Source organism: Motilimonas sp. E26 (assembly GCF_021278025.1).
In the GTDB taxonomy this organism is placed as follows: domain Bacteria; phylum Pseudomonadota; class Gammaproteobacteria; order Enterobacterales; family CBDFNC01; genus Motilimonas.
Window position 1 is genome coordinate 40,175 of sequence record NZ_JAIBHJ010000011.1, and the last position, 24,039, is coordinate 64,213.

Annotated in this window: 22 protein-coding genes; 14 read left to right on the forward strand and 8 right to left on the reverse strand. The window is 42.8% G+C overall.

Going from position 1 to position 24,039, the window contains the following annotated elements:
• Positions 1-78 precede the first annotated feature (78 nt).
• The 4 genes from phoB to K1M91_RS11115 all read left to right on the forward strand — a co-directional run bounded on the left by phoB (position 79) and on the right by K1M91_RS11115 (position 5,209).
• Entirely contained in the window at positions 79-768 is a 690-nt protein-coding gene (gene phoB, locus K1M91_RS11100; RefSeq protein ID WP_232801826.1) for a phosphate regulon transcriptional regulator PhoB, read from the forward strand.
• 70 nt (positions 769-838) lie between these two features.
• Positions 839-2,152 (forward strand): phosphate regulon sensor histidine kinase PhoR, encoded by a 1,314-nt coding sequence (gene phoR / locus K1M91_RS11105; RefSeq protein WP_232801827.1) that lies wholly within the window; start codon positions 839-841, stop codon positions 2,150-2,152.
• 274 nt (positions 2,153-2,426) lie between these two features.
• Complete coding sequence (locus tag K1M91_RS11110; RefSeq protein WP_232801828.1) at positions 2,427-4,058, forward strand: methyl-accepting chemotaxis protein; 1,632 nt, start codon at positions 2,427-2,429, stop codon at positions 4,056-4,058.
• Positions 4,059-4,231: 173 nt separating this feature from the next.
• Positions 4,232-5,209, forward strand: a complete 978-nt coding sequence (locus tag K1M91_RS11115) for a phosphate ABC transporter substrate-binding protein PstS family protein (RefSeq protein WP_232801829.1) — start codon at positions 4,232-4,234, stop codon at positions 5,207-5,209.
• 164 nt (positions 5,210-5,373) lie between these two features.
• On the opposite strand, the gene arcA is transcribed toward K1M91_RS11115, so the two are convergent.
• The gene (arcA, locus tag K1M91_RS11120; RefSeq protein WP_232801830.1) at positions 5,374-6,093 is read right to left on the reverse strand and encodes a two-component system response regulator ArcA; all 720 of its coding nucleotides are present in this window, start codon (positions 6,091-6,093) and stop codon (positions 5,374-5,376) included.
• Positions 6,094-6,501: 408 nt separating this feature from the next.
• Between arcA and K1M91_RS11125 the strand changes: the two genes are divergently transcribed.
• Positions 6,502-6,909, forward strand: coding sequence for a DUF3293 domain-containing protein (locus K1M91_RS11125; protein WP_232801831.1), 408 nt, complete (start codon positions 6,502-6,504; stop codon positions 6,907-6,909).
• Here K1M91_RS11125 and K1M91_RS11130 read toward each other — a convergent pair.
• Positions 6,906-7,448 (reverse strand): YfaZ family protein, encoded by a 543-nt coding sequence (locus tag K1M91_RS11130; protein ID WP_232801832.1) that lies wholly within the window; start codon positions 7,446-7,448, stop codon positions 6,906-6,908. The two genes, K1M91_RS11125 and K1M91_RS11130, sit on opposite strands and share 4 nt — an antisense overlap.
• Positions 7,449-8,187: 739 nt before the next feature.
• Between K1M91_RS11130 and thrA the strand changes: the two genes are divergently transcribed.
• The 4 genes from thrA to tesB all read left to right on the forward strand — a co-directional run bounded on the left by thrA (position 8,188) and on the right by tesB (position 14,035).
• Positions 8,188-10,650: a bifunctional aspartate kinase/homoserine dehydrogenase I gene (gene thrA / locus K1M91_RS11135; protein WP_232801833.1), complete on the forward strand. Its 2,463-nt coding sequence runs from the start codon at positions 8,188-8,190 to the stop codon at positions 10,648-10,650.
• A 43-nt stretch (positions 10,651-10,693) separates the two neighbouring features.
• Positions 10,694-11,650 (forward strand): homoserine kinase, encoded by a 957-nt coding sequence (thrB, locus tag K1M91_RS11140; RefSeq protein ID WP_232801834.1) that lies wholly within the window; start codon positions 10,694-10,696, stop codon positions 11,648-11,650.
• The gene (thrC, locus tag K1M91_RS11145) at positions 11,647-12,924 is read left to right on the forward strand and encodes a threonine synthase (protein ID WP_232801835.1); all 1,278 of its coding nucleotides are present in this window, start codon (positions 11,647-11,649) and stop codon (positions 12,922-12,924) included. Before thrB ends, thrC begins: the two co-directional genes overlap by 4 nt.
• A gap of 241 nt (positions 12,925-13,165) precedes the next feature.
• Positions 13,166-14,035 carry an acyl-CoA thioesterase II gene (gene tesB, locus K1M91_RS11150; RefSeq protein WP_232801836.1) on the forward strand — a complete coding sequence of 290 codons (870 nt, stop codon included), beginning with the start codon at positions 13,166-13,168 and terminating at the stop codon, positions 14,033-14,035.
• 86 nt (positions 14,036-14,121) lie between these two features.
• On the opposite strand, the gene grcA is transcribed toward tesB, so the two are convergent.
• Positions 14,122-14,502, reverse strand: a complete 381-nt coding sequence (gene grcA, locus K1M91_RS11155) for an autonomous glycyl radical cofactor GrcA (protein ID WP_232801837.1) — start codon at positions 14,500-14,502, stop codon at positions 14,122-14,124.
• A 365-nt stretch (positions 14,503-14,867) separates the two neighbouring features.
• On the opposite strand from grcA, the gene ung reads away from it, so the two are divergent.
• Complete coding sequence (ung, locus tag K1M91_RS11160) at positions 14,868-15,545, forward strand: uracil-DNA glycosylase (RefSeq protein WP_232801838.1); 678 nt, start codon at positions 14,868-14,870, stop codon at positions 15,543-15,545.
• 147 nt (positions 15,546-15,692) lie between these two features.
• Positions 15,693-16,229 (forward strand): hemerythrin domain-containing protein, encoded by a 537-nt coding sequence (locus K1M91_RS11165; RefSeq protein WP_232801839.1) that lies wholly within the window; start codon positions 15,693-15,695, stop codon positions 16,227-16,229.
• A gap of 75 nt (positions 16,230-16,304) precedes the next feature.
• Here the strand turns inward: K1M91_RS11165 and K1M91_RS11170 are convergent, their stop codons facing one another.
• Positions 16,305-16,943, reverse strand: a complete 639-nt coding sequence (locus K1M91_RS11170; protein ID WP_232801840.1) for an AhpA/YtjB family protein — start codon at positions 16,941-16,943, stop codon at positions 16,305-16,307.
• 108 nt (positions 16,944-17,051) lie between these two features.
• Here K1M91_RS11170 and serB point away from each other — a divergent pair, with 108 nt between their 5' ends.
• The gene (gene serB / locus K1M91_RS11175) at positions 17,052-18,095 is read left to right on the forward strand and encodes a phosphoserine phosphatase SerB (protein WP_232801841.1); all 1,044 of its coding nucleotides are present in this window, start codon (positions 17,052-17,054) and stop codon (positions 18,093-18,095) included.
• 47 nt (positions 18,096-18,142) lie between these two features.
• Here the strand turns inward: serB and K1M91_RS11180 are convergent, their stop codons facing one another.
• Positions 18,143-20,488 carry a PilZ domain-containing protein gene (locus tag K1M91_RS11180; RefSeq protein WP_232801842.1) on the reverse strand — a complete coding sequence of 782 codons (2,346 nt, stop codon included), beginning with the start codon at positions 20,486-20,488 and terminating at the stop codon, positions 18,143-18,145.
• 159 nt (positions 20,489-20,647) lie between these two features.
• Between K1M91_RS11180 and radA the strand changes: the two genes are divergently transcribed.
• Positions 20,648-22,012, forward strand: coding sequence for a DNA repair protein RadA (gene radA, locus K1M91_RS11185; protein ID WP_232801843.1), 1,365 nt, complete (start codon positions 20,648-20,650; stop codon positions 22,010-22,012).
• A 45-nt stretch (positions 22,013-22,057) separates the two neighbouring features.
• Positions 22,058-22,474: a GFA family protein gene (locus tag K1M91_RS11190; protein ID WP_232801844.1), complete on the forward strand. Its 417-nt coding sequence runs from the start codon at positions 22,058-22,060 to the stop codon at positions 22,472-22,474.
• A gap of 3 nt (positions 22,475-22,477) precedes the next feature.
• On the opposite strand, the gene K1M91_RS11195 is transcribed toward K1M91_RS11190, so the two are convergent.
• From K1M91_RS11195 to K1M91_RS11205, 3 genes are read right to left on the reverse strand one after another with little or no spacing between them, the layout of a single operon-like run.
• Positions 22,478-23,227, reverse strand: a complete 750-nt coding sequence (locus K1M91_RS11195; protein ID WP_232801845.1) for an SDR family NAD(P)-dependent oxidoreductase — start codon at positions 23,225-23,227, stop codon at positions 22,478-22,480.
• Positions 23,161-23,532 (reverse strand): hypothetical protein, encoded by a 372-nt coding sequence (locus K1M91_RS11200; protein ID WP_232801846.1) that lies wholly within the window; start codon positions 23,530-23,532, stop codon positions 23,161-23,163. The genes K1M91_RS11195 and K1M91_RS11200 overlap by 67 nt, the downstream gene beginning before the upstream one ends.
• Positions 23,501-23,923 carry a DUF393 domain-containing protein gene (locus K1M91_RS11205; protein WP_232801847.1) on the reverse strand — a complete coding sequence of 141 codons (423 nt, stop codon included), beginning with the start codon at positions 23,921-23,923 and terminating at the stop codon, positions 23,501-23,503. Before K1M91_RS11205 ends, K1M91_RS11200 begins: the two co-directional genes overlap by 32 nt.
• Positions 23,924-24,039: the final 116 nt, after the last annotated feature.

Below are 24,039 nucleotides of genomic sequence, written 5' to 3' on the forward strand. Positions count from 1 at the left end.
GTCAAGGCTTGTTTGTCATATAAGTGTCATACAAACAGCTAATAATGCACTCAATCGTAATAAACATAGAGTTACAAGATGTCTAGAAGAATACTTGTAGTAGAGGATGAAGCACCTATTCGTGAAATGCTTTGTTTTGTGCTAGAGCAAAAAGGTTATGAGGCAATTGAAGCGTCTGATTTCGAGATGGCATTAGAGAAATTAGTTGAACCGTTTCCTGACTTAATTTTATTAGACTGGATGTTGCCTGGTGGTACCGGGATCCAACTGATAAAACAGCTAAAGCAAGACGACATTACGCGTCAAATTCCGGTAGTGATGCTGACAGCGCGTGGTGAAGAGGAAGATAAGATCCGTGGCCTCGAAGTGGGCGCCGATGATTACATCACTAAACCCTTTTCACCTAAAGAGCTGATGGCGAGACTTAAAGCGGTAATGCGCCGCGTTTCACCAACCTCTTTAGATGATGTTATTGAAGTTCAAGGCTTGAAGTTAGATCCAGTTTCTCATCGCGTCAGTGCTAATGAAAACCCATTAGAAATGGGGCCAACAGAGTTTAAGTTGCTGCACTTTTTTATGACACATCCCGAGCGTGTATATAGCCGTGAGCAGTTGCTTAATAATGTGTGGGGTACCAACGTTTATGTGGAAGACCGCACTGTTGATGTTCATATTCGCCGTTTACGTAAAGCAGTAGCAGATGAAGGCCATGACCGTTTAATTCAAACGGTACGCGGTGCGGGTTATCGCTTTTCAACACGGATGTAGTGGCTTCCTAAACGGATGTTGCCAGACTATATTGACTGGATAGGCTAAAAAAAGGAAAACGGTACGCTCTATGTTGCAACCTTTCTCTTGGATGGTACTTTTTGTTCGTGTGCTGTTTTTCTATATTCCCTTTATTATTCTTGGTTTGATCATTGATGAGCTGACTTTATGTCTTTTAATTGCCACTGTTGCCCACCTTGCCTGGCATTATAACAACCAGAAAAAGTTGGCTGACTGGCTTTGGCATGATCGCAGTTTGATCCCGCCCAATGGCCGAGGTAGCTGGGAAATTGTATTTAACGGTATCTATAAGTTGCAACAGCGACACCGCGTTCGTCGTCGAGAATTAGCCAGTGTTATTCGCCGTTTTCGAGAAGGGGCTGAGGCCTTGCCTGATGCGGCAGTGGTGTTTAAAACCGATGGCAGCATTATTTGGTGTAATCGCCTAGCAGAAGGGATTTTAGGCTTTCGTTGGCCGGAAGACGCGGGGCAGCATATTGGTAATCTGATCCGTACGCCTCATTTTGTCGACTATTTAAAAGCGCGAGACTTTGATACGCCCCTCGAAGTGGTTTCTCCGGTTCAATCCGACAAATTATTGGAATTTCGCATCATGCCTTATACCTCGGGGCAAAATATGTTGGTGGCACGCGATGTGACTCATGTGCGCCAATTAGAAGCGATGCGCCGAAATTTTGTGTCCAGTGTGTCTCATGAATTAAGAACGCCTTTAACCGTTCTAAAAGGTTACTTGGAAATGATTGAAGATGCCCCTGAAACGAGTTCAGGTATGTGGGGTAAAGCGCACCATGTAATGGCAGAGCAAACGGCGCGCATGGACTCGCTGGTTGAACAGTTACTCACTTTGTCTCGTATTGAAGCCACACCTGATGTCGATCTTGAACAGATGGTTGATATACCGTCTATGTTGAGTTTGGTTGAAAAAGAGGCGCAAGCCTTAAGTGGTGATAAAAAGCATCAACTGGTGTTTGAAGTAAACCCTGACTTAAAAGTGCACGGCGATGCTGAGCAGTTACGAAGTGCCATTTCTAACTTGGTTTATAACGCGGTTTATTATACGCCTGCTAACCGCGAAATTAAGGTTCAATGGTTAAAACAAGACCAAGGTGCGCATTTTGCCGTAACCGATAAAGGCAATGGTATTGCGCCAGAACATATATCTCGTTTAACCGAACGTTTCTACCGAGTTGATAAAGCAAGGTCTCGAGAGACGGGCGGTTCGGGCTTAGGCTTGTCCATTGTAAAACATGCGTTAAGCCATCATAACAGTGCCCTAGAAATTGAAAGTGAAGTAGGCGTTGGTAGTCGATTTAGTTTCACTATCCCATCACAGTTTGTATATTCCTCTTCTACATCCCATTAACAAGTGCGTTAGCGCATAAATAATTTCGTTTTGTGGTGTAAAATTATACATATATTTTATAACTTCCCCCCCTCGTTCGATAAATTCAACATAAATATGATCTAAGTCCGTAGAAGCATCAAACATACATCAGGAATATAACTTTAGGGATATATTTTGAATCCTAGCGTAGCGTGTTGTGGTTTTAGCTTCACTTTTGCTATATTGCTGCCGTTGTGTCTAGATGAGAACTGTTCTCACTATTGACTGTTTGCATAATACATTAGGTAACATAATGGACTATATCAAAAACCTATCGGTTAAAAGTAAGATCTCTTTTTTGGTGACGTTTGCCTCTTTGTCCATTCTGTTGATGGCTTGGTTTGGCGCGTTAGAGCTAAAAGACAGCATGTTAGCGGAGCGAAAACAGCAGCTAAAACATCAAGTTGAAGCATCGATGGGGGTGTTTTCTCATTATCAAGGGCAAGTCGCTCGTGGCGAAATGGAATTAGCAACAGCGCAGCAACTCGCTTTTAAACAGCTTTCCGAAATGGCCTATGGCTCTGATGGTTACTTCTTCGCTTTTAACGATGACTTTGTCTTAAAGGCCAGTTTAAAAGGCTCGACTAAAATAGGCAGTAACGTTGGTTCAACCAAAGACAGCTATGGCGTTTATCTTTATCGTGAGATATTGAATTCAGTGCGCTCCGGAGGCGGCTCTGGTTATCTTGAATACCATTTTCCCAAGAAAGCTGGGGGTAACCCTGACGCCAAATTGTCTTATGCCGCTGAATTTGCTCCGTGGGAGATCATTGTTGGTACAGGTGTTTATTTAGATGATATAGAAAAGCTATACATTGAACGGTTGTGGAGTAAAGGTGGGATCTTTGTTGCCATTTTGTTTGCTTTAATTGCGACCTCTTGGTTAATCATTGGTTCAATTGTTAAGCCGCTTCGACTGATCGTAAATGCCATGAGCTTAGTTGCCAAAGGCGATGTGACAGTAAGAATTAATGTTGATAGTCAAGATGAAATGGGTTTTTTAAGTCGTGAAATCAACACGATGCTGGACTCTTTTCAGGGGCTGTTGAAGTCAGTTCAATCTAGTTTAAATACCTTGAATTTATCGGCTGATGAATTAGCTGTGATTGCTAATCAAACCAATACTGGTGTGCAAAAACAGATGATAGATGTGGATACCGTGGTCAGTGCGGTTGAGCAGATGACATTGGCCGTTAAAGAAGTTGAAGCCAGTACTTCCCAAGCATCTGAAGCCACTAGCGAAACCAATAGCGTAGTGCGTGAAGCAAGTTTACTCATTAATAAAACACTTGATTCAATCAATCAAGTTTCAAATCAAGTTGAGCACGCAGTAACGGTAGTTAATGAACTCGAAGCGGGCTCGAGTGAAATAGGTGAAGTACTGAATGTTATTTCGGGAATTTCTGAGCAAACCAATTTATTAGCCCTTAATGCTGCGATTGAGGCTGCGCGAGCTGGTGAAGCTGGCAGAGGTTTTGCGGTGGTCGCTGACGAAGTTAGAAGTTTGGCTCACAGCACGAAAAACTCCACAATTGAAATTCAAAAAATGATTGAGAAACTCCAATCGTTAGCGAAAAGTGCTGCGCAAGCAATGGAGCAAGGCCGTGATACTGCCCGCCAGAGTGTTATTGCTGCTGGAAAAACAGGTGATAACTTAAATGTGGTGGTGAAACAAGTAGAGCGTGTGAATGATATGAATCACCAGATTGCATCAGCAACCACAGAGCAAGCCGCGGTTGCTGAAGAAGTTGCTCGCTCTATGGTCAATATTAGTGTGATTTCTACGCAGACAGGTGAAGGAAGCCAAGAAACGTTAGCTAACAGTAGTAAAGTGAAAGCTTTGTCTGACGATGTGACTAAGCAAATATCTGCATTTAAAGTTTAACTATCTGATTTTAAATTCTATATCAATAAAGCGCCGCGAGTTCGGCGCTTTTTCATTTATGAAGGAAAAGTTACCTTGGTCATCAAACTGTCATCTTAGGTACTTATATTTGTCATCATCGCTAGCCATACTGGCGCCGAATCGAAAAAATACATTCACTTGGAGTAAAGATAATGAAAGTAAAAAACCTGGTAACAGCGATTGGTTTCAGTGTCGCTACCGTTTTCGCTGGATCAGCTGTTGCTGGCAATGTTGATGCAAATCTTCCTACTTACACCAAAGTAAGTGGTATTTCTGGTAACCTTTCGTCTGTTGGTTCTGACACACTAGCTAACATGATGACATTTTGGGCCGAAGAGTTTAAACGTCAATACCCTAACGTAAACATCCAAATTCAAGCCGCTGGTTCATCTACTGCTCCACCAGCACTTACTGAAGGTACTTCTCAGTTCGGTCCTATGAGCCGTGCAATGAAGGCTAAAGAAATTGAAGCATTTGAAAAGCGTTACGGTTACAAGCCAACACAAGTTCGTGTTGCTATCGATGCATTGGCTGTATTTGTAAACAAAGATAACCCAATTGAAGGCCTATCAATTAAACAAGTTGATACAATCTTCTCAAGCACACTTAAGTGTGGTGGCGACAAGCAAGCTGAGCGTTGGGGTGACCTAGGCCTAGACGGCTCTTGGAAAGACAAAGACATTCAATTATTCGGTCGTAACTCAGTATCTGGTACTTACGGTTACTTCAAAGATAAAAGCTTATGTAAAGGTGACTTCAAGAGCAGCGTGAACGAGCAACCTGGTTCAGCTTCTGTTGTTCAATCTGTGTCTTCTTCACTAAACGCTATCGGTTACTCTGGTATCGGTTACAAAACATCTGGCGTACGCGCTGTTGCACTGTCTAAGAAAGGCGGTGAATTTGTAGAAGCAACAATGGATAACGCAGTAACAGGTGCTTACCCACTGTCTCGTTTCCTATACGTTTACGTAAACAAGCACCCGAACAAACCTCTTGCACCACTAGAGCGTGAGTTCCTAAAAATGGTTCTTTCTACTCAAGGTCAAGAAATCGTTGCTAAAGATGGTTACATTCCACTACCATCTTCTGTTGTAATGAAAGACCTTAAAGAGCTAGGTATTGAGCTTTAATTAGTACGCTCTTTAACGTTTGATTTGAGCCCTGCATTGCAGGGCTTTTTTGTATCTGATGCTTAATAATTGTATTTGGCGAGGATAGCTTAAACCGAAATCTAGGCAACAAAAAAAGCCCGCAGTATTTGCGGGCTTTATTGTCTTCGGCTTACTTGAAAGATTTATTGTGGTTCGATGTCACCACAAAAACGGTAGCCTTCACCATGGATAGTGGCGATGATTTCTGGCGTTTCACCATGACTTTCAAAGTGTTTACGAATACGACGGATGGTGACATCAACAGTTCTATCATGAGGCTTAAGTTCACGGCCTGTCATCTTTTTCAACAAGTCTGCGCGGGTTTGTATTTGACCCGGATGCTCAACAAAATGCAGCATCGCTCGAAATTCACTGCGAGGAAGCTTAAATACTACCCCAGCAGGGCTGACTAGAGAGCGGCTGTTTATTTGTAGTTGCCAACCGTTAAAATCGTACTGTTCAACTTGATTTGGCAATTCTTCAGCCACAGCGACGGTTTGACTACGGCTTAATAGATTACGTGCTCTGATGGTTAGCTCGCGTGGGTTGAAAGGCTTAGTGATGTAATCATCGGCACCAATTTCTAGGCCTAATATTTTATCAACTTCGTTGTCACGCCCAGTTAAGAACATCAATGCGATATTATGTTGGTCGCGTAATTCACGCGCGAGTAATAAGCCATTTTTCCCAGGTAAATTAATGTCCATGATCACCAAGTTCACAGAATTAGTTTTTAAGATTTGGTACATTTCATTACCATCAGTCGCTTCTAGGACGTTATAGCCCTCCGCTTCAAAAATACTTTTAAGGGTATTTCTGGTGACCAATTCATCTTCGACGATGAGAATATTGGTTGTATTCATAATAGTTAGGCCCTAAGTTTTTTAATTACAAATCTAGCATTCTTTCAGTTGTAAACCGAGCAAGAAATTTAAAAAGAGTGCAACATTATGTTTATAATTTTAGTGCGTTGACTCAGTTTGGATGCGCTCGACTACGATTTAATTTTGTGTTTTTCGCGCCTAATTACCACTTGGGTGAGATTAAAATACTGCTATTTAGCCAATGTAAATCAGCCTTAAGTGCTGGTTATAGAAGGCTTGGCGGCGAATTATATCGAAATTACATTCTAATTAGTTAACAGATGTATAACAACCGATATCATAAGGTTACTGTTTTTTTTTTAATTCTGATTGACATAAATCAAGAGTGATCTACTGAACCAAGCTTTTAACAATTTTTTTTCATTGCTCATTTAAGAGGAAATAATTTTGTCTAAATTACAACACTCTCTGTGGTTGGCTTATCAGCAGACATATTTTCAATGGTGTCAATCGAAGTTACATGCACCGCGTTTTGTTATTGTGACGGCGTATAACCCCAAGGGGATTGTTCAACCTCGGTATGCTAATCGTTTAGCACATCAGCGATTGCTGCGCTATTTACGTATTCACCGTAAAATGTTTTCTTGCTTATCGGGCATGTCAGCTGATGGCTCATATACTGAATTGAGTGTGGCTGTCGCTTGTTCGGTTCGGGAAGGAAAATATATTGGCTGGCAATTTAAACAAAACGCAATTTATTGGATAAAAGATGATCAACTCTTTTTAGAGTCGGTATTAATGGGGAGTGGGCTAGCCCATTTAGGGTTATTTAGTGCGCGTTGTTTAGCTAACTAAAAGCGGTAATCTAGGCCTAAGTGCATTATCTGATGCTGCAGTTGCATTTCAACACCTGCCTTGACATCAAGGTTTTGGATCAATTCGTAGGAAGTCGCGAAGCCTAAATTAGTTTCACTCGCACTAATGGCTGCTTTACTTGGTTTGAGTGACATTTGGGTAATGCGGCTTTCGAGCCGAAATTGCGGGGTTATGTGATAGCTAACACCTGTTGACAAGTGGTATTGAGCTTGCGAGTTTGTTTCTTTTATCTGATTACTGTCGCTAAAGCCTGCTTCCATAAATACATCAAAGTTTTGATTAATAGGCCATTTGTAACCGCCAATCATACTAGAGCTTGTTCTCTCGATGTCGTGATCACCAAGGGGCTCTTGCTGATTTAAGAGAAAGTTAAAAGAAGGAGAAAGTCGGCTGACATACCACTGTTGCGTTATCTCTGAACGCTCTGTCGTTGGGGATTGATGCGAATAGCTTTCTGCATAGGCCGCAGTTAAGTTGCAGATTAGATATAAAAAGCTAATTAGCGCGGCTTTTCTCATACTTCTGGCCCTATTTTAAAACGTAATTCTATTATGGCGCGATGTAAGGAAAATGCGCTAAAAAAATTAACTTTATTTTGCTAGGTCTGTTATCAGGCTTGTGTAGTAAGACGAATGTATATTGGCTTTATCCAGTGTTCATAAAGGGTTATACCCAATCAACTTGAAGATGCTGAAATCAAGCATCTTCAAGTTGATTGGGTATGTTTGTTGCAGTCAGCCCTTAAGTTAGCTTACGAGTTGGCCACTATCATTTACGATGTTTTTGGTCGTTTAGTGAAAGTAGCTGGGTAGGGGGGCAAATCCGTGAGCGGCTTAGGCTTTGCTTTGATACCTGTGTCGGCTTGATATCGTTGTAGCAGAGCGGGAAGGCGAATATTTACCTTGAACTTGTTGGTAGAGATTTAGGCTGGTTAGTGTTCTTTATTTAGAGTTTATGCGGTGTTTTTTTCTATTTTCTCTTTTTTATTGGTTTTTTGTTGTTTTGTAAGTAGTCAAATTGGCTTTTATGGCTTGTCGTGTTCATAACGCTGCGAATTGACAAACTAGGTAAAGTTAGGTATTAGTGTAGCCATTATTTTATAAGGTTGCTTTATGCTAGTTAATCTAACAACTACCACCATTATTACCACCAGCACAGTTATTGTCGCTGGGGCGGGCTAATGGATAAGCAATAGCAAAATTCTATAAGCCCGCTCAAACGAAGCGGGCTTTTTCATTTTTATCAGGGAGAGGTACGATGCGCGTACTTAAGTTTGGCGGCACATCTTTAGCCAATGCAGAGCGATTTAATCGCGCTGCCGATATCGTGGTAAGTAATCAGCAGCAGTCACAAGTCGCTTTAGTTTTATCTGCACCAGCGGGTGTCACCAACAACCTAGTTGAAGTGGTGGCGCAAACTAGCCAAGGGAAAAATGCCGAACATCATGTGGCAGCCATTAAAACCATCTTTACTGACCTGATCATAGGCCTTTCTAAGCTTTACCCTGATTTCAGACATAATGCGCTGTTAAACCAAACCGATGAGGTATTGGCTAAAGTAAGCAAGCTGTTACAAGGTGTGAGCTTGCTTGAGCAGTGCCCAGATAACATTGAAGCGCGAATTTTATCCCAAGGTGAAGTGCTTAGTATCGCTTGCATGGCGGAGTTACTTAAAGCCAAAGGTGAAGTGGTTGAAATAATTGTGCCGCAAGAGAAGTTAATTTCTTATCGTGGCGGCTATGTCGAAGCGATGGTTGATATTGCCGCTTCAAAGGCGCGTTTCGCTGCAGAGGTGATTATCCCTGAGGCAGTTTATTTAATGCCTGGCTTTACGGCAGGTAACGAAGCGGGTGAAACCTTAGTATTAGGCCGAAATGGCTCTGATTATTCCGCTGCTGTGCTAGCGGCGTGTTTAGATGCTGAATGCTGTGAAATATGGACCGATGTGGATGGCGTTTACAGCTGCGATCCGCGTCTAGTAAAAGATGCGACTTTACTTGATTCATTAAGTTACGCCGAGGCGATGGAGCTGTCGTACTTTGGTGCTAAGGTACTGCACCCGAAAACCATCGCACCTATCTCACAACATCACATTCCTTGTTTGATCAAAAACACCAATAATCCTCAAGCACCGGGCACGTTAATCAGCGGTGAGCCAGGTGATGCGAAAATGGAAGTGAAAGCCATTTCAGATCTTAAGGGCATGACCATGTTAAGTGTGTCTGGTCCTGGGATGAAAGGCATGGTGGGGATCGCTGGTCGCATTTTCTCAGCGGTATCACGTGCTGGTGTTTCTATTGTCTTAATCACTCAATCTTCGTCTGAATACAGCGTTAGTTTTTGTATTCATAGCTATGAAGCACAGTTGGCCGTTTCAGCGATAGAGCAAGAGTTTGAACTAGAGCTAGCCAATCAATTAATTGAGCCGATTGATCAAAAGCATAACTTGGCGATTATCTCACTGATTGGCGATGGCATGAAAACATCCCTTGGTGTTGCTGCGCGTTTCTTTAACGCGTTGGCTGAACCGTCGGTAAATATTATTGCGATTGCACAAGGATCATCAGAGCGCTCTATTTCTGCTGTTATCCCTGAAAATAAAGTTAATGAGGCAATTAAATCTTGTCATCACAACTTCTTTGGCAGCCAGCAGTTTATTGACGTATTCCTCGTGGGCTGTGGTGGTGTTGGTGGTGCGTTTGTCGACCAAATCCATCGCCAAACAGAGCAGCTAGCGAATAAAAATATTACTATGCGTGTTTGTGGTATCGCTAATCGTAGCGCAATGATCGCTAATCCAGATGGCATTGATTTAACTAATTGGCGTGATCAGCTTAAAGACGCGACTGAGCCCTTTTCGCTAAAGCGTGCCCATCAACTGGTTGAAGCTTCACATATCATTAACCCTGTGCTAGTAGACTGTACCAGTGATGACAAAATTGCTGACGATTACGTTAACTTTTTGGGCGCGGGTTTCCATGTGGTTGCCGCTAACAAAAAAGCCAACACTGGCAGCATGGATTACTACCGCCAGCTGCGCCTTACTGCCTTATCGACTCGTCGTAAATTTCTTTATGAAACGAACGTGGGGGCAGGCTTACCCGTCATTGAAAATTTACAAAACCTTTTAAATGCTGGCGACCAGCTGATGACGTTTAATGGTATTCTATCTGGTTCATTGTCATACATCTTTGGTAAGTTAGATGAAGGAATGGCGTTTTCAGAGGTGACTAAAATTGCGCGTGAGAATGGCTTTACTGAACCTGACCCACGCGATGATTTAAGTGGTGTTGACGTGGCGCGTAAACTGCTAATTTTGGCTCGCGAAGCTGGCATGGAGTTGTCATTAAGTGATGTTGAAATTGAAGCTGCATTGCCGCCAGGCTTTGATGACAGCGGTACCATTGAAGAGTTTATGGAGCGCTTACCGCAAGCGGACGAATACTTTGCCAAGCGTGCAAAGGATGCCGCAGACAAAGGTCAAGTATTGCGCTACGCGGGAACTATCGAAGATGGTCACTGCCGAGTGTCAATTATCGCATGTGATGAATCTGACCCACTGAATAAGGTAAAAGATGGCGAAAACGCTCTTGCGCTATATAGCCAATACTACCAGCCAATCCCTATGGTATTAAGAGGTTATGGCGCTGGCACGGAAGTGACAGCGGCAGGTGTGTTCGCTGATGTATTAAGAACACTCAATTGGAAGCAGGAAGTTTAACCATGATTCCAGCAGTAAAACGATTAATTTGGAGAATAGGATCATGAGTCTTGTTGCTTACGCCCCCGCTTCTACGGCTAACGTGAGTGTTGGGTTTGATGTTTTAGGTGGCGCGTTAGCGCCAATTGATGGCTCACTGTTGGGCGATCGGGTGTTAATTGAAAAGGGCACTGACGATTACAATTTAACTTGCAGTGGTCGCTTTGCTCACAAGTTGCCTGCTGACGGCAAGAGCAACATTGTTTATCAGTGTTATTTAGGTTACAAAGCGGCGCTGTCAGAAAAAGGTATAACTTGCCTACCGGTTGCAATGGAACTAGAAAAAAACCTGCCGGTGGGCAGTGGCTTAGGCTCTAGTGCTAGCTCGATTGTTGCCGCATTGGAAGCCCTTAATGCTTTACATGATTACCCATTAGCTGAGATGGAAATGCTGGCGTTAATGGGCAAGCTTGAAGGTGAAATAAGTGGCAGTGTGCATTACGACAACGTCGCACCTTGTTACTTAGGCGGGATGCAATTAATGCTTGAGCAAGGTGCATTAATTAGCCAAGCTATCCCGAGCTTTAAAGAGTGGTATTGGGTAGTGGCTTACCCTGGCATCACTGTGTCGACGTCGGCTGCTCGTGCTATTTTACCGGCGCAATATCGTCGCAGCGATGTATTAGCCTATGGTCGTCACTTAGCGGGTTTTGTGCATGCCAGTTATACCAACCAGCCTGACTTGGCAGCAGGCATGCTCAAAGATGTGATTGCTGAACCTTATCGTCAGCAATTGATTCCCGGCTTTAAAGAAGTACGTAAATACGCTAAACAAAGCGGTGCGTTAGCGACAGGCATTTCAGGCTCAGGCCCTACGGTGTTTGTGGTGATGAAAGAATTAGACCAAGCACAACGTTTAAAAAGCTGGTTAGAAGAGCACTTCATTCAAAATGAAGACGGATTTTGTCATATTTGTCACCTCGATGAAGAAGGTGCAAGAGTTGTAGGAACGCAGTTATGAACTTATACAATATCAAAGAAAACAGCGAGCAAGTGAGCTTTCAACAGGCTGTTAAACAAGGTTTAGGTAAAAACCAAGGGTTGTTTTTCCCTGACACTATCGAGCCGTTGGCAGATGTGGATGCGTTACTAAAACAAGATCTTGTTACTCGCAGTAGCGCCATTTTACATCACTTGATAGGTGATGAACTCAGTGCTGAAGATGTGTCTGATATGGTGAGTAAAGCATTCCAGTTTGGCGCGCCAATTAAACAAGTTAGCGATGATATCTACGCCCTTGAGCTATTTCATGGCCCAACTTTAGCATTTAAAGACTTTGGCGGCCGTTTTATGGCGCAATGTTTGGCTAAATTTGGTGGCGATAAAGCGATCACTATTCTAACGGCTACGTCAGGTGATACCGGGGCCGCGGTAGCCCACGCATTTTATGGCCTAGAGAACATCAAGGTGGTGATTTTATATCCGAAAGGCAAAATTAGCCCACTGCAAGAAAAGCTGTTTTGTACCTTAGGTGGCAATATTACTACCGTTGCGATTGAAGATGATTTTGATGCCTGTCAGGCCATGGTTAAGAACGCATTTGATGATCAAGAGTTAAAACAAGCCATTGGTCTGAATTCAGCTAACTCTATTAATATTAGCCGTTTACTTGCGCAGATTTGTTACTATTTTGAAGCGTTTTCACAACTACCCGCTGATAAGCGTGACAATGTTGTGGTGTCGGTACCAAGTGGTAACTTTGGTAACCTTACGGCAGGTTTATTGGCGCAAGCGTTAGGTTTACCAATTAAGCGTTTTATTGCTGCGACTAATGAAAATGATACCGTGCCACGTTACCTGCAAGACGGTAATTGGGCGCCGAAGAAAACAGTTGCCACACTTTCTAATGCGATGGATGTCAGTCAACCAAATAACTGGCCGCGTATCGAAGAGCTGTTTAAGGTAAAAGGTAAGTCGTTATCTGAACTAGGTAAAGGCATGCTAACTGACGCTGAAACAGAAGTGGCTTTAAAAGGATTAGACGCTGCGGGCTACTTATGTGAGCCACATGGTGCAATCGCCTATGATCAACTGACTAAGCAGTTACAAGCAGGGGAGACCGGTATTTTCTTATGTACTGCACATCCTGCTAAGTTTAAAGAAAGTGTTGAGTCCATCTTAGGTAAAGATATTGGTTTGCCAAAAGAGCTAGCTGATCGCGCCGATCTTGAGCTGTTATCAAAAGAGATGCCGGCTGATTTTGCACAATTGCGCGAACTATTAATGAATAACTAAGACACCACAGGTTTAATGACTACTAAAGGGGGCTTTTGCCCCTTTTTTGCTCTTGGCTACCTACCATGGCATGTTGTCACTGGTGCCTATTTCTGGTTAACGTAGTTTTGGGCACACCTCTAGTGATCTCGCGGCCAAACAGTACTTGCGCCACATACCACAAACTCTCGCTAAACAAGCTCCTTGAAGTTGCTGGGGTATATGCCTATCATGGGCAACTTTTTCAACAGCAGGTCATCATATGAGTAAAGTATTAACCGATTTGCTCTCTCAACTTCAGCTTGAGCGCATTGAAAACACACTATACCGTGGCCAGAGCCAAGACTTAGGGTTTGGTGCCGTGTTTGGTGGTCAGGTACTGGGACAAGCCTTGTCTGCTGCGAAAGAAACAGTAGAAGAGCAACGCAAAGTACATTCACTACATTGTTATTTTTTGCTGGCGGGCGATGTTAATCAACCGATAGTTTATGATGTAGAAGCGATTCGAGATGGCGGTACTATTTCCACTCGCCGGATCAAAGCGATTCAGAATGGCAAAGATATTTTCTACATGACGGCCTCTTTTAAAGTGCCCGAGCGCGGCTTTGAACATCAAGATAAAATGCCTGATGTACCGGCCCCAGAGGAACTTGAATCAGAGCAAGATTATGCGTTGAAACACCGTGATTTACTTCCTGAGTATATACGTGAAAAATTTATTTGCGATCGGCCAATTGAAATTCGTCCCGTAAAAATGGTTAACCCTCTGGCTCCTGAAGTATCTGAGCCTAAGCGTGCGGTATGGATGAAAGCCAGAGGTGCGATGCCCGACGACTTGCGGGTACATCAATATTTATTGGCTTATGCATCAGACTTTAACTTTTTACCGACAGCCCTATACCCCCATGGTGAATCTTTCTTTTCGCCGCATATGCAAGTGGTTACTATCGATCATTCGATGTGGTTTCATCATGAGTTTCGTTTTGATGAATGGCTACTTTATGAAATTGATAGTCAAGCCGCAGCGGGTGGGACCGGTTTAGTGCGAGGGAAAATTTTTAATCGCGATGGGCTGTTAGTCGCGTCAACCATTCAAGAAGGGCTAATTAGAAAAAGACCTGAGAAAAAATAATCGTCTTAGTCTTAAGATGGAAAAGGGCGCACTGCGCCCTTTTTATTTCTACGCTCCATGGCTAAATGGAGACTGAAACCCAAAAATTATAGGCTTTCAGTGAAAGTACGCGTGATCACATCACGTTGCTGCTCTTTTGTTAACGAGTTAAAACGTACAGCATAGCCTGACACGCGAATGGTCAGTTGTGGGTATTTTTCTGGATGCGCTATCGCATCTTCCAGCGTTTCACGCTTTAACACGTTCACGTTTAGGTGTTGGCCACCTTCTTGTAGCGGGGCTACCTGCACTGGTACTTCTTTGTATTCGATATCACCCAAATCATTTAACGCAACAACTTGGTCCTCTGCGTAAGCATTGTCTTTTACACAAAGGCAACGTGCTTCTTGCTTTGCTTCATCTAACAACCAAAATGAGTTAATTAAAGAGGCATTATTTGCTTTAGTAATTTGCACACCAACTGTCATGGTCAAGCTCCATTTAAGATAGAAGTAATGAAATAAAATAACAAAAATGAAATATAAGTACTTTTATTTCCTGGTTAATCTATGAACTATTATAGGCAGCTCCCAGCTTGATGTAAATCAATTTAATACCCCCAAAGTGGTATTTTTGCTTTTAGTTCTTTGATCTTAATCAATGAAATATCGATTATAGGGATTGTGGGCGTGATATGCAGATACGTGAGCCTTAAATCTTTATTTGTTGTTAATTTACGTATTTTAGTTACAGTTTTAAGGCGCGGTTTCTAGCGGCTATAAACGGTGTTATTCTAGCTTCATGACTTATTATCAGCTAACTGAGTAGGTTAGCTAACTAAAAGGAAGCACTCATGACGCAGCATAAAACGTGGGCGGAAGTAATAGGTGTAGAAAAAGAACAAGTTTACTTTCAGCAAATAATGTCCTTTGTTAAAGCTGAGCGTGATTCAGGAAAAGTTGTTTATCCCCCCCAGCATGAGGTGTTTAATGCGTTCAAACTAACTGAACTGTCTGATGTTAAAGTTGTTATTATTGGTCAAGATCCTTACCACGGGCCTAACCAAGCCCATGGTTTGTGTTTCTCGGTCTTACCTGGTATCAAAACACCACCATCATTAGTCAATATTTACAAAGAGCTACAAAATGATATACCGGGTTTTGTTATTCCAAGTCATGGCTTTTTACAAAGTTGGGCCGAACAAGGCGTGCTGTTGCTGAATACCGTGTTGACCGTTGAGGCGGGTAAAGCCCATAGCCATGCTAAATGTGGTTGGGAGCAATTTACCGATAAGGTAATAGAGCAAGTTAATCTACATTGTGACGGTGTGGTCTTTCTGCTGTGGGGGGCTCATGCGCAAAAAAAAGGTGCAATGATCAATCATGAGCGTCATCACGTGCTAAAAGCAGCACACCCTTCGCCATTATCTGCTCATCGAGGGTTTTTCGGATGCGGCCATTTTTCGGTGACTAACGAACGATTGAAGCAGCAAGGTCTAGCGCCAATTGATTGGCAACCTGAATTACCTTAATAATTTGGCGATATAATATTAATCGACTAATATCATAAGGTTATTTGTATTTTTTTAGTAACAGTTAGCTGTAATGCTCTACATCAAATTATTTTTCCCAAGCCCTTGATAGAGTGGATTTTCAAGGATAAGCATAAGGATGCAGTCGTGTTAAGTATCATACATAACGATCATAAAAATATTGCCAAGTTGCTCAACGTGCTAACAGATAAGCTCAGTAGGATTAAGCTTGAGGATGAAGTGGACTACCGCTTAGTGAGAGATATTGTTTCTTATTTACAAACTTATTCAGGGAAGTTTCATCATCCTCTCGAAGACAGTATTTACGAATACTACCTTAAATATCGGGTTGTCGATGACAGCGTAGCTAACCGTTTACATGATGAACACCAGAACTTAGAAATGATTAGTGCTGAACTAAAAGAGATGATAGACAGCATTTTACTTGATGCGATTGTGTCTCGTGATGACATCATCGAAAAATTACAACAATTTGTTAATTTACAAAAAGCCCACCTTGATTATGAAGAGGTTGAGATTTTACCTGCGATTAAAGCTAGCTTAAGTGCGGATGATTGGCGTCACCTTGAGCAAAACTGGCATCATGATCCGCAAGATGACCCGCTATTTGGCCGCACTGTTGCTGATCAATATAAATCGTTAGCAAAACGCTTAAATTTATAACCGATCCTACGCTTTGTGTATAAAAATCCAAGCCTTGGCTTGGATTTTTGGTTTTAAGCGTGCCACTTAAGGCTATTAAGCGAGGTCTTTTCCTTGTTGCTTAGATTTGTACATCAGCTGTTGCCACCAATGGCGTTTTTTCGAGAGTGAGCGGGTGAGTAAAAAGCCTATTAGTAGCGCGACTATTAGCATGGTTTTGAGCAGTTCATTGGCTTTTTGTTGGTAGTCATTCATTACCGCCAATATTTTACCTTGCTCTAGGGTTACTCTTAGGTAGCCAATTTTAGTACTTTCTTTAAATAACTCAGCAATATAAGGAATACGATTTTGGGCAATTTCGCGCGCATCAGCCGAAGTTGTTTTAGGTGATAAGTTGAGAACTAAATCGAGTGGTAAGGCATCGGCAGATTGATGCAATACGACTCCAAAGGCATTGTAAATGGTCACATCTCTAACCAAAGGGTCATTGGACAGGCCATCAACAAGGCGCGATAACTCCTCGTTGTCTTCGGCTTCGAGATAGCGTGCGGCATCATTCGCTGCTCGGTTGGTTAGGGTATAGCCAAAACGCTGTGTTTGTTCTATTCGGTTTTTATCGGCGAGTACCTGTAAGTTGGTCGTGAGGTAGGCAAGGTAGCCAATTAAACCAATAGCAACAATTAGTTGCAGCATTCGCCAAATAAATAATCGAGGCAATTTTGCATTTAGTGTCATTAACAAAAGACTCCTAACCAAGAAACACACTAAGATTGGTACTTGCAAAGGTAAAACGCAATAGCTATCTTGAGCGCAATTTATTTAAATAAAAATCAGGGAAGTATTGTGCAAAAGTTACGTGAAGTCAAAGTGACCCAATTGCCAGAGAGCCTTATACAATGGAAGGCATTATTAATTGAGCAAGTGGGGGCATTTGATGCACTCTTGTTTGAACCTCAAGGTGCCAGTGCTGTTACTCAGGTGTCAACGTTACCCGCTAAGCAGTTAGTGTTAATGGGCCGCACATTAACTAGCCCAGTTTTGAGTCAACTCAGTAACATTCTATTACAAAATAAAGTCGATGGTATTTATGCCTACGCGCCAAAGAATATATTGGGGGCCACCGTTGTTCGCCTTGATTTAGTTCAGGCGCCAGCAGGAACGAAAGCCTTAGTTCAAGAGTTTTGCCAAACACATCAATTGGATTTTGCTTTTGTTGATCATATCCCTACCTTGGCCGAGCCAGGTGTGGTGTTAATGGACATGGACTCAACCACAATCCAAATTGAATGTATTGATGAAATTGCACGCTTATACGGTGTCGGCGAGCAAGTCTCAGCGGTGACCGCTCAAGCCATGAATGGCAAGTTAGACTTCAATGAAAGCTTGCGCAGTCGAGTGGCCTTACTCGAAGGCGCGGATGAAAGTATTCTTAATCAGGTGATTGATAATATGCCGCTGATGCCTGGCCTGGAAGGCTTAATTGGAGGTCTAAAGCAAGCGGGCTGGAAAGTTTGTATTGCCTCTGGCGGCTTTACTTATTTTGCTCAAGCGTTAAAAGATAACTTAGGTTTTGATCAGGTATTTGCCAATACCTTAGAGATTGTCGATGGCAAGTTGACGGGTAAAGTGTTGGGCGAAATCGTTAATGCCCAAGTTAAAGCACGCGTTTTAGGTGAGCTTGCCCAACAGTATGGTGTTAGTCATGCGCAAACCGTCGCGATTGGTGATGGTGCAAACGACTTAGTGATGATGGCTGCATCGGCAATGGGCGTGGCTATTCATGCGAAGCCTGTGGTGCAAGAACAGGCAGCGGTATCCATTAATCATTTGGATTTGGAAGCGGCACTCTGCATTTTAAGCACCAGTCAGAGTACGGCTTGGTCATAAGTAAACGCCAGCCAGTTTGATAGCTGGCTGGCTACTTGTCCTTCTCATTACGACTGTGGATCGCGCAGTCCAAAGCGATATAACGTTTCTTCAGTTGTATCAAAAAGTTCAACGAGGGCGCAAATCGCCCATAGCTCGTTTTCAACTTGTTTTGCTTTATGAATTGCATAATGAGCAATGTAATCGAGTTCTTTTTGGATCGATTCTATATCTGGTTTACCTACTCGGGTTAAATCAATAATCAGGGAGTAAAAATGGCCATGTTGTAGTGCATGGTTAATAAAGGCCTTGCGTTCACTATCATCAATAAAGTCTTCATCTAACCCGCGTATTACCTTAAGCTCGTCTTTATCGTCGATATGTATATACATTTCAATGCGCTGGTTTGCTTCATTACCGGGTAAATTTTTCAATCGTGTGGCGACTAAATGCTCTAATTGTTTATCACCAAAAATAGGCGACAGATTGAACTGAGCCTTTTCTTTATTGAATGCTTTAAGTAGTGGTACTAGGCTATGGGACTGGGCGTTAATTGCCAGCTTACCAATATCAAAATGGCCATGATGACGACTGACAAAGTTTACAGCAGATAATAAATGGTGGCAGCATAAATGGCGTAATGCGAGCTCTAAGCCAGGCTTAGGTAACTTTTCTACTGCCTCACTGAGCTTACCCGGATTACTTTCAATCAGTAAATTAAAAAATTCTGTACCAGTATGGGATTCCGCATGTTTGCCGACGCATAGGTGAACAATAGTGCGTGCAGGATTAAATCCAACCACTCGATACACCATGCGCGAAAGGTTCATGGTTTTAGTCAAGCTCTGTAACTTGGGTAGAGAAATCAGTACCTTTTCTCCCTTCTTGACTTGGGCCGCTTGGGTGAGGGCTATTTTTAATCCTCTTGGTGAAAAATCTTGTGTGCTCCCTTCTAACACTCCCGCTTTAGTGGTGAGCTCTACTAGTGTGTTGTAGTTATAGCGTTTCTCTTGGCGCTGCTGTACAAATTTGAAAGGCAACTGCTCAAAATGGGTTTGTTTTTTACTAACAAAACGGTTGAGCTGGTTTGCACTTTTTATCTCACTGGCAAGGCTTTGGTAGCTAGGTTTATGTTGCTCTAAGGTCACATCGGTTAACCAGCCAACATAACGCACCTCTAAGGCCTTCTCTAAGGCAATACGCGATACGTTTTGCGGGCTATGCTCATTAAACTGGCGCTTAAGTATGGTCGGCTCAGCGACTGTTAATTGTAACTTATACACTCGCCAACTGGCTTTTCTAGACGCAAAAGAAAGGAATAATGTTTTAAGTCCACTTTGTTGCAGCTCTTCTTTACTCGCAGCAATAAAGAAGGCTTTACTTTCGGTATGGTGAATAAAGCTAAATATCAGGGTTTCTTTAATTTCACCTGGTTGCTTTAAAATCAGCGCTATCCGCTCTGGATTAAGTAATTGAGAAAGGCTGTTTTCACCTTTTTCATCACGCCAGTATTCTAAGATAGGCAGGTTTTGGCTATTACACAGCACACTCTCAAGTTTGGGCTCGCTGTGATGACTGAAAAAAAGCGGTAACCCTTTCATTAAAGGCAGGTAATATTGCTCGTAACCTTTGGTTGTGACCGAGTGCAATAAATTGTCAGTATTAATTTTGTAGCGATGCTTATTGCCTTTAATAAAGCCATCAAGAAAGTTATCAAATCGAGTAGGGTCTTGAGTTCGTGCTAGGCGAAGCCAAATGATGTCTTTTGTTTTATCTTGTCCAACTAGCGTGTAAGGCACTGGGGCTCTAAGTTCAGGGCCGCTAAATTCTTTTTGTAAGCCAGTAAAAATAATGCCGACATCGGTACCCGTTTGTACGCGATGTTCAAGGCTTACTTTGACTCTTAAGCCTGTGGTTGAAATATCTGAAGTGGTTGCTGCTATCTCTTGGCCATCTTGAGTCAGAAATTGCACTGGAATGGCAAAGTGCATTCGCTCAGCGCCTCGGGCATTAGAGCGCTGCAGGTTTAGGTGCTCAGCTTGGAGTAGGGCTTTAACTTTTTCTGTTTTCTCGGTATTTTTAGGCTCGCGTTTTTGATTAACAACATCTTCAAACACCCCCATGGTATAGATGCTATTGAACCTCTTGAGGGATTTTTCAAAGGCTTTGATCGCCGTGTCGTCAAGAAAGTGACGCTTTTCACCAAAGGTAAACTCTTTGGTATCAGGGTATTTGTCACGCAAATCTATGATGCGTTGGCAGGGGGCGTTAAGGCGATTGAGTTCCATCTTAACTAAGAATTTCACATTGGTACTTTCACCAAATAAAATCCTATCGAGCAGATCATTAAAATCAGACTCGCGCATTAATGGCAATAGCTGTTCGATTTGTCCTTGGTAGTCTTTTAAATCCATGAAAGTATGATTAGCCAATAGAGTCAAAGAGAAAACTGCGTATTTACTTTACCCGTAATGACAACGGGGGGCAGTCGCTTTTTTTTATTATTGCGTAGTATGATACAAAAATTGTGCCGAACAATCGGCAAAACGGGTTTAATAACGTTTAGAGGGCTTATGGCTAAAGCAAAAACCGCTTATGTATGTAATGAATGTGGTTCAGAATTTTCACGTTGGCAAGGCCAATGTAATGACTGTAAGGCGTGGAATACCATCACAGAAGTACGTTTAGCGCCGGCCAAAGGCAGTCGTAATGCCAGCCATCAAGGTTACAGTGGGGCCACTCAAGCAAAAGTTCAGGTGTTAAATGATATTTCGCTGGCGGACTTGCCACGTTTTAGTAGTGGTTTTAAGGAGCTTGATCGCGTGCTTGGCGGTGGCATTGTTCCCGGCAGTGCTATTTTGATTGGTGGTAACCCAGGTGCCGGTAAAAGTACTGTGTTACTGCAAACCATGTGTCATTTAGCGCAAACCATGGGGGCGCTGTATGTTACAGGTGAAGAGTCATTGCAACAGGTTGCCATGCGTGCGAACCGTTTAGGGTTGCCAAATGACAAGTTAAAAATGCTCTCTGAAACTAGTGTTGAAACAATTTGTCATTTAGCTGAGCAAGTAAAACCGCAAATCATGGTGATTGATTCGATTCAAGTGATGCATGTGGCTGATGTGCAAAGCTCGCCGGGCAGTGTATCGCAGGTCCGTGAAGCCGCCGCTTATTTAACGCGTTTTGCTAAACAGACTGGTGTTGCTATTTTTATGGTCGGCCATGTCACGAAAGATGGCTCTTTGGCTGGGCCAAAAGTACTTGAGCATTGTATTGACTGTTCGGTGATGCTTGATGGTGATGCAGACTCTCGCTATCGCACACTGCGCGGTCATAAAAACCGTTTTGGTGCGGTGAATGAATTAGGTGTATTTGCCATGACCGATCGCGGTATGCGTGAGGTTAGTAACCCATCGGCGATTTTTTTGTCTCGCGGGGAAGAAAATACCTCTGGCTCGGTGGTGATGGTGATATGGGAAGGCACTCGGCCGCTGCTGGTGGAAATTCAAGCCTTAGTGGATTATTCCCAACAAGGTAACCCGCGCCGTGTGGCGGTGGGAACTGAGCAAAACCGGTTGGCTATTTTATTAGCGGTATTGCATCGTCATGGCGGTTTACAAATGGCCGATCAAGATGTGTTTGTGAATGTTGTCGGTGGGGTTAAGGTCGCTGAAACCAGTGCCGATTTGGCCTTATTAGTGGCATTGGTTTCGAGTTTTCGTGATCAACCTTTATCGCAAGAATTAGTGGTGTTTGGTGAGGTTGGCTTATCGGGTGAGATCCGCCCTGTACCCAGTGGTCAGGAGCGGATTATTGAGGCGGCTAAACACGGTTTTAAACGTGCTATTGTACCCATAGCCAACGTGCCGAAAAAGCCAATAGAAGGCATGGAAGTGATTGGCGTTAAAAAACTGAGTGATGCATTAGAAGTGTTGTAATCCTAACGATGAAAAATCGTAGGGCTATGATAAAAGGAATGAAGGATGAATGAATTGTTAAATGGACAATGCCACTGCGGTGCTGTGACGTTTACGAGCGGTGCCCCTGCGCGAACCGTCGTTAGTTGTCACTGTCATCTTTGTCGCGCGATGAATGGCTCGGCTTTTTCAACTTATGTGATTGTAGATACCGAGCAGTTAGTGGTCGATATGGCATTACTCAATACCTACGCTGTTACTGATAATGCTACCCGATATACTTGTCGTGTTTGTGCTACGCCGTTGTTTAATCGAAACCTTAAATTACCCGGCTTGAGTATGGTGTATTTAGGTTGCGTGCATGGGCTTCAAAAAGCGGGTTTAAAACCGCAATTAAACGTGTATTGTGATGACCAATTAGATTGGGTTGGCCAATTAATGGTTGATAGTTCAACCCAATGTTTTGCTCAAGGGGTTGGTTAATGGCTACCAGTCAATGGCTTGTCCTTGCCAATCAATAAAACTTGCTTGGCCATTAGGCGGGTAGTTTGGTAACAAGCTTAGTAACTGCGCGGCAACAAATTCAGCGGTGAATAACTTTTCTTTAGCCACCTTGGCTTGAAAAGGTTTAGACAACGGGGTGTCGGTTGTCCCTGGGTGAAATGCAATGATTTTCGCCTGTTTGAGTCGTCGCCCGTATTCAATCGCGGCATTTTTTATCATCATATTAAGGGCTGCTTTTGAGGCGCGATAACTGTACCAGCCGCCTAAACGGTTATCGTTAATACTGCCGACTCGTGCGCTGAAAATGACGATATGTGATTCCAGTTTAGTGGGTAGTTGATGCACCAAATGCTTTAGCCACATTAGTGGCACGAGCATGTTACTTTGCATAAGCGCCAGCATATTCTCAGGGCTTATATCTTCCAAGCGCTTTTCGGGTGTTATCTCAGCTTGGGTTATTGGCTGCTGGCCATGGAGAAATCCATTGCATATAAATACATAACGTACAGGTAAGAGTGTATCAATTTGCTCTAAGTTAGCTAAAATTTCTGTTTCAGTGTTGTTGCAAGTTAGCGGTACAACTTTGATGCCCGTAGGCGAGTTGGTATGCTGACGACTGATGGCGTAAATAGTTTTGATCTGCTCATCGCTGCTAAGTTGCTTAATTAACTGCTGAGCAATGGCGCTACTCGCACCAATAACCAACGCGCAATATTCCCGTCTACTTGGCATATTTTACTCCAACTAACGAATTTTTGTGATGCAATGTTCTCATCAATGATGATGGCGCAATAATATTGCGGTTTATTTGGCGTGTTTTCCCCCAAATAACTAACGAATTTTTGTGATGCAATGTTCTCATCAATGATGATGGCGCAATAATATTGCGGTTTATTTGGCGTGTTTTCCCCCAAATAACTAACGAATTTTTGTGATGCAATGTTCTCATCAATGATGATGGCGCAATAATATTGCGGTTTATTTGGTATGTTTTCCTCCAAATAACTAACGAATTTTTGTGATGCAGTGGCCGTCATCACAGGCGCTGTGAGCTAAACGCTTTTTACCCGTTAGCAGCAGTGAAATGTTATATCTGTGTTTGGCGAATACTAAGTAGGCTCGGTCGGCAAAGGGCCTGACTACGGGGGCTCGTAGTAGCGATGTTAGCTTGTTACAACCAACCAATGACCAAGCTTTATGTGTGACGTCTAAACCAAGCAGAATAGCGCCATTTGCTAGCTCGCCATGTAAAATATCATTGGCGTGTTTTCTGTCTATATGTGGATAGTTTTGTTCAAAATCGATGCGGTTGATATCGACTAAAGCAATGAGGTTATGCCGATCACGACGCTTAATCTGTTGCATTTCGCGATGACATAGCGGACAAAGTCCATCAAAATAGATCGTCAGCTCATAGGGGGAAGTCATCTCAGCTCCTTGATAAGTTGTCTTAATGTAAATTAATGAGTCTCACACTAGATAACGTATTAATTGGTCAATTAGATCTTATTTAACTTTAACTCGGTTAAGGCATATTGTGGTAC

What these genes read in the sequence shown, in the direction of transcription:
- phoB (WP_232801826.1), top strand. Translation starts at nt 79, where the DNA reads ATGTCTAGAAGAATACTTGTAGTAGAGGATGAAGCACCTATTCGTGAA.
- phoR (WP_232801827.1), top strand. Translation starts at nt 839, where the DNA reads ATGTTGCAACCTTTCTCTTGGATGGTACTTTTTGTTCGTGTGCTGTTT.
- K1M91_RS11110 (WP_232801828.1), top strand. Translation starts at nt 2,427, where the DNA reads ATGGACTATATCAAAAACCTATCGGTTAAAAGTAAGATCTCTTTTTTG.
- K1M91_RS11115 (WP_232801829.1), top strand. Translation starts at nt 4,232, where the DNA reads ATGAAAGTAAAAAACCTGGTAACAGCGATTGGTTTCAGTGTCGCTACC.
- arcA (WP_232801830.1), bottom strand. Translation starts at nt 6,093, where the DNA reads ATGAATACAACCAATATTCTCATCGTCGAAGATGAATTGGTCACCAGA.
- K1M91_RS11130 (WP_232801832.1), bottom strand. Translation starts at nt 7,448, where the DNA reads ATGAGAAAAGCCGCGCTAATTAGCTTTTTATATCTAATCTGCAACTTA.
- thrA (WP_232801833.1), top strand. Translation starts at nt 8,188, where the DNA reads ATGCGCGTACTTAAGTTTGGCGGCACATCTTTAGCCAATGCAGAGCGA.
- thrB (WP_232801834.1), top strand. Translation starts at nt 10,694, where the DNA reads ATGAGTCTTGTTGCTTACGCCCCCGCTTCTACGGCTAACGTGAGTGTT.
- thrC (WP_232801835.1), top strand. Translation starts at nt 11,647, where the DNA reads ATGAACTTATACAATATCAAAGAAAACAGCGAGCAAGTGAGCTTTCAA.
- tesB (WP_232801836.1), top strand. Translation starts at nt 13,166, where the DNA reads ATGAGTAAAGTATTAACCGATTTGCTCTCTCAACTTCAGCTTGAGCGC.
- grcA (WP_232801837.1), bottom strand. Translation starts at nt 14,502, where the DNA reads ATGACAGTTGGTGTGCAAATTACTAAAGCAAATAATGCCTCTTTAATT.
- ung (WP_232801838.1), top strand. Translation starts at nt 14,868, where the DNA reads ATGACGCAGCATAAAACGTGGGCGGAAGTAATAGGTGTAGAAAAAGAA.
- K1M91_RS11170 (WP_232801840.1), bottom strand. Translation starts at nt 16,943, where the DNA reads ATGACACTAAATGCAAAATTGCCTCGATTATTTATTTGGCGAATGCTG.
- K1M91_RS11180 (WP_232801842.1), bottom strand. Translation starts at nt 20,488, where the DNA reads ATGGATTTAAAAGACTACCAAGGACAAATCGAACAGCTATTGCCATTA.
- radA (WP_232801843.1), top strand. Translation starts at nt 20,648, where the DNA reads ATGGCTAAAGCAAAAACCGCTTATGTATGTAATGAATGTGGTTCAGAA.
- K1M91_RS11190 (WP_232801844.1), top strand. Translation starts at nt 22,058, where the DNA reads ATGAATGAATTGTTAAATGGACAATGCCACTGCGGTGCTGTGACGTTT.
- K1M91_RS11195 (WP_232801845.1), bottom strand. Translation starts at nt 23,227, where the DNA reads ATGCCAAGTAGACGGGAATATTGCGCGTTGGTTATTGGTGCGAGTAGC.
- K1M91_RS11200 (WP_232801846.1), bottom strand. Translation starts at nt 23,532, where the DNA reads ATGACGGCCACTGCATCACAAAAATTCGTTAGTTATTTGGAGGAAAAC.
- K1M91_RS11205 (WP_232801847.1), bottom strand. Translation starts at nt 23,923, where the DNA reads ATGACTTCCCCCTATGAGCTGACGATCTATTTTGATGGACTTTGTCCG.